Raw genomic sequence first — 3,873 nt, forward strand, 5'->3', positions numbered from 1 at the left:
ACTAAGCTCCGTAGGTTCAACAGGTACCTCAAGGAGGCTGGAGAGGACCAGGTTGAGGTGATAGTCTCCATATCCGCCGTACGCTCAAGGCACAAGGATTACGCCGGCGACAGTAAGCCGATAATCTATAGGGTTGATATGCACATGTACCTAAAGACCCTTCCCCACGGCTCAATCCACGCCTGGGAGGAGGATACGGACGTATTCACAGCCCTTGACCAGGTCCTTGATGAGATAGAGAGACAGCTCATAAAGCTCAAGCAGCGCAGGCTTGAGCTCAGAAGGGAGTCCGCCAGAGTAAAGGAGCAGATGCACACGCCGGAGCCCCTTGCCCCGGAGGAGAGGGAGAGACCCCTGATAGTTGAGGAAGAGCTGGCTGTGGAGAAGCCTATGAGCGTTGAGGACGCCATGTTTGAGCTGGAGCAAAACCACGCCTTCTTCCTTCCCTTTGTAGATATTGAGAGTGGAAATCTTAGGATAATCTACAGGAAGAAGGGTGGGAACTTCGGGATAATCAACACGAAGTGTAAGCTTCTGTAAGCTATGGAATACAGATTCAGGTTCCTGAGATACCGCTTCTTAGCCTACCTGCTATCTCTCCTCCTCGTGGGTGGGAGCATCTTCCTCTTAGCCTTCAAGGGGCTTAACCTCGGTCTTGACTTTACCGGCGGTAGGGTCGTTGAGGTGAGGTTTGAGAAGAATCCGGACATAGGCGAGCTGAGAAAGAGCCTCAAGGAGGCTGGGCTTGAGTCTTTTCTCGTTCAGGAGACAAAGGAAGGGACTTACATAATAAAGGTTAGGGAGGGTGAGAACTACGAAGCGGTAAAGAAGGCGGTAGCGAAGCTCGGCAAGTATGAGCTGATAAGACAGGAGAGGATAGGGGGTGTTATAAGTGAGGAGCTTAGAGAGAAGGCTATCTTAGCTATACTCACAGCTTTGGGAGGAATCCTTCTCTACCTCGCCTTCAGGTTCAAGCCCCTCTGGGGTGTGGGAGCCCTCTTAGCCCTCGTTCACGACGTCCTCATAGTTGTGGGAGCATACTCCCTAACTTACAGGGAGGTGAACCTTGAGGTTGTCTCCGCTCTCCTCATAGTGGCTGGCTACTCGGTGGCTGACACCGTTGTCATATTTGACAGGATAAGGGAGAACCTGAAGGTCAGGAAGACGCTTCCCCTTGAGGAGGTCATGGACCTTTCCATAAACCAGACCCTCTCCAGAACCATAATGACCTCCCTGACCACCTTTGCTACAGCCTTCACTCTCTTTGTGCTCGGTGGATACGCTCTATCAAACATAATGTTTGCCTTCGTCGTCGGCGTGGTTGTGGGGACCTTCTCATCGGTCTTCGTGGCAAGCGCCTTTGTCCTTGACATGGGCAGGCTCCTTGGTATAAGGGGAGAGGCTCAGGAAGAGACGGCCTGATGGACTACCTTATAGTTTTCCTGGTAGGTCTCGTTCTCGGGAGCTTTTACAACGTGCTCATATACAGGCTTCCAAGGAACGTCTCAGTTGTCTTCCCCTCCTCTCACTGTCCCCACTGCGGTGCAAGGATAAGGTGGTACGACAACATACCCCTCCTCTCCTTCTTCATCCTGAGGGGCAGGTGCAGGGACTGTGGAGAAAGGATATCAATCCAGTACCCCCTCGTTGAGCTCTCCTCCGGTCTCTTAGCTCTTCTCTCTTACCAAAGGTGGGGTCTTTCCCCAGATGCCCTCGTTTACTACCTCTTCTTTTCAGCCCTCTTGGTAGCCTCACTCATAGACCTGAAGTTCTTCATAATCCCAGACCTTATAACCATTCCCGGGACAGCCCTCGGGCTCCTCTCTTCCTTCTTCAGGGCTGAGATAACGCCCCTTCAGAGCCTCATCGGCGCTGCCTTTGGATTTCTCCTCCCCCTTCTCATATACCTTTACTACGTTAAGTTCAGGAAGATGGAGGGCTTGGGTCTTGGGGATGTGAAGCTCCTTACTATGGTTGGCTCGGTCGCTGGCATATTCGGAGTCCTTTCTGCCCTCTTTCTCGGAAGCCTCTTTGGTCTCATCTTCGCCATCCCATCAATTCTGAAAAACAGGAACATTCAGTTCGTCATACCCTTCGGTCCCTTCCTCTCCCTCGGCTGTTTTGTAGGCATAATCTTTAAGGAGAGGTTTCTCAGCTTTATCCTTCCACCCTTCTGAGCCTTTCCTCAACCACTGACACGTCCTCCTCCGTATCCACACCGTGGTAGTAGTTCTCAGTCAGGAGAACCTTTATCCTCCTGCCGTTTTCCAGTAGCCTCAGCTGTTCAAGAGACTCGCTCCTTTCCAAGGTACCCCTTTCCATCCCTACGAACTCAAGGAGAGCAGACTTCCTGAAGCCGTATATACCTATATGTTTGAGTGGATAGACGCCTTCGGCGTGGTTTCTGAAGAAAGGTATAGGGGAGCGGGAGAAGTAAAGGGCGTAGCCCTCTCTGTCAAGGACCACCTTGACATCGGACTCCCTTTCGTAGCAATCCTCATCCCTGATTGCGAGGGTCACGACCTCCTCCCCCCTCTCAAGCTCCAAGAAGAGCCTCTCTATGTCCTCGGGATAGACGAAGGGTTCATCCCCCTGATAGTTTATAACGAGCCGGGCATCCATCCTCCCAAGGACATAGGCCACCCTATCGGAACCTGAAGGAAGCTCCGAGGGAGTCATGAAGACATCAACGGGCAGGTCTGAAACTGCCTCTGCGACAAGTTCGCTATCGGTGGCGAGGACAACCCTCTCGCCCGTCTTCAGACAACCCTCAAGAACCCATCTTATCAGGGGCTTTCCGGCGATACTTCTGAGGGGCTTCTGGGGAAGCCTACTTGAGCCTATCCTCGCCGGCACAACTATCAGCCTCTCCATAGGGAAATATAATTTAAACATCATAAGGCTGATAAGCATACTCCTTTCACTGCTCCTTTTGACCTCCGCAGTTCTCTCCAAAGAAGTTGGTTTTTCCCAAGAAGACAGGGAAAGGCTCATAAAGATAGAGACTACCCTGAAGGTCTTTATGGAACAAACGGACAGAAGGTTCGGAGATATAAACAAGAGGTTTGAGGAGCTAAGAGAAGATATGAACAAAAGGTTTGAACAGGTGGACAAGCGCTTTGAACAGGTAAACAACGAGCTCAGCAGACTTGTGAGCATAATGGTAGGTATATTCGGAGGGCAGATAGCCTTAGTAATAGCGGTTATAGGTTTGCCTGGTGGGATAGAAAGACGATCATAAGGAAGTCAAGGGAGGAGACGGTTGACTACCTTGAGAGGGAAGGAAAACTCAGGAAGGTTATAGAGGTTCTCCGTGAAAGAGCTAAGAAGGACAGAGAGCTCGCTCAGATACTGAAAGAGCACGGTCTTATGTAAAATTGTTAAACATGAAGATAGGAGAGTTCCTCAGAGAAAACCAGCTTTCGGTGGGTGACAACGCTCTTTTCCTCCTGGAAAAGCTGGGTATCAAAGATGAGGAGCTTCTTAAAAGGCTTGAGTCGGAGATAGGCGAGAGCGCCAAGATGTCCAAGTCAAAGGCAAACGTGGTTGACCCCGAGGAGGCGGTTGAGAGATACGGTGCTGACACCATAAGGCTTTACATACTCTTCGCAGCCCCGCCCGAGCAGGACTTTGAGTGGACCGATGAGGGCATTCAGGGAGCTTACCGCTTTCTCAGGAGGCTCTGGAACTTCATAACAGAGAGGGAAGATTGGCTCAGGGATATAGACTATACAGCAGAGGAGCTCAGAAAGGTCAGTGGGAAAGCGAAGGAGCTCAGGAGGATCATCCATGAGACCCTTGAGGGCTACCTCACCGACATGGAGAAGAGATACCAGCTCAACACAGCTATAGCTAAGGTGATGAAGCTACTGA

6 protein-coding genes are annotated in these 3,873 nt (G+C 51.0%); 5 read left to right on the plus strand and 1 reads right to left on the minus strand.

All coding sequences use genetic code 11. The annotated features are described in order from the left end of the window. The 3 genes from hpf to AC1HCM_RS02140 all read left to right on the plus strand — a co-directional run. Positions 1–540, plus strand: a 540-nt coding sequence (gene hpf, locus AC1HCM_RS02130; RefSeq protein ID WP_479460128.1) for a ribosome hibernation-promoting factor, HPF/YfiA family, incomplete at its 5' end; no start/stop codon positions are given. 3 nt (positions 541–543) lie between these two features. After that, positions 544–1,422 carry a protein translocase subunit SecF gene (gene secF, locus AC1HCM_RS02135; RefSeq protein ID WP_479460129.1) on the plus strand — a complete coding sequence of 293 codons (879 nt, stop codon included), beginning with the start codon at positions 544–546 and terminating at the stop codon, positions 1,420–1,422. Further along, on the plus strand, positions 1,422–2,177 hold the full coding sequence (locus tag AC1HCM_RS02140; RefSeq protein ID WP_479460130.1) for a prepilin peptidase: 756 nt from the start codon (positions 1,422–1,424) through the stop codon (positions 2,175–2,177). Before secF ends, AC1HCM_RS02140 begins: the two co-directional genes overlap by 1 nt. Here AC1HCM_RS02140 and kdsB read toward each other — a convergent pair. Beyond that, entirely contained in the window at positions 2,158–2,874 is a 717-nt protein-coding gene (gene kdsB, locus AC1HCM_RS02145; RefSeq protein ID WP_479460131.1) for a 3-deoxy-manno-octulosonate cytidylyltransferase, read from the minus strand. The genes AC1HCM_RS02140 and kdsB overlap by 20 nt on opposite strands. Before the next feature lie 58 nt (positions 2,875–2,932). Between kdsB and AC1HCM_RS02150 the strand changes: the two genes are divergently transcribed. Both AC1HCM_RS02150 and AC1HCM_RS02155 read left to right on the plus strand, forming a co-directional pair. Beyond that, positions 2,933–3,241, plus strand: a complete 309-nt coding sequence (locus AC1HCM_RS02150) for a hypothetical protein (protein WP_479460132.1) — start codon at positions 2,933–2,935, stop codon at positions 3,239–3,241. 145 nt (positions 3,242–3,386) lie between these two features. After that, the coding region (locus tag AC1HCM_RS02155; RefSeq protein ID WP_479460133.1) for a class I tRNA ligase family protein at positions 3,387–3,873 on the plus strand (487 nt) is incomplete at its 3' end.

Source organism: Hydrogenivirga sp., assembly GCF_056450045.1.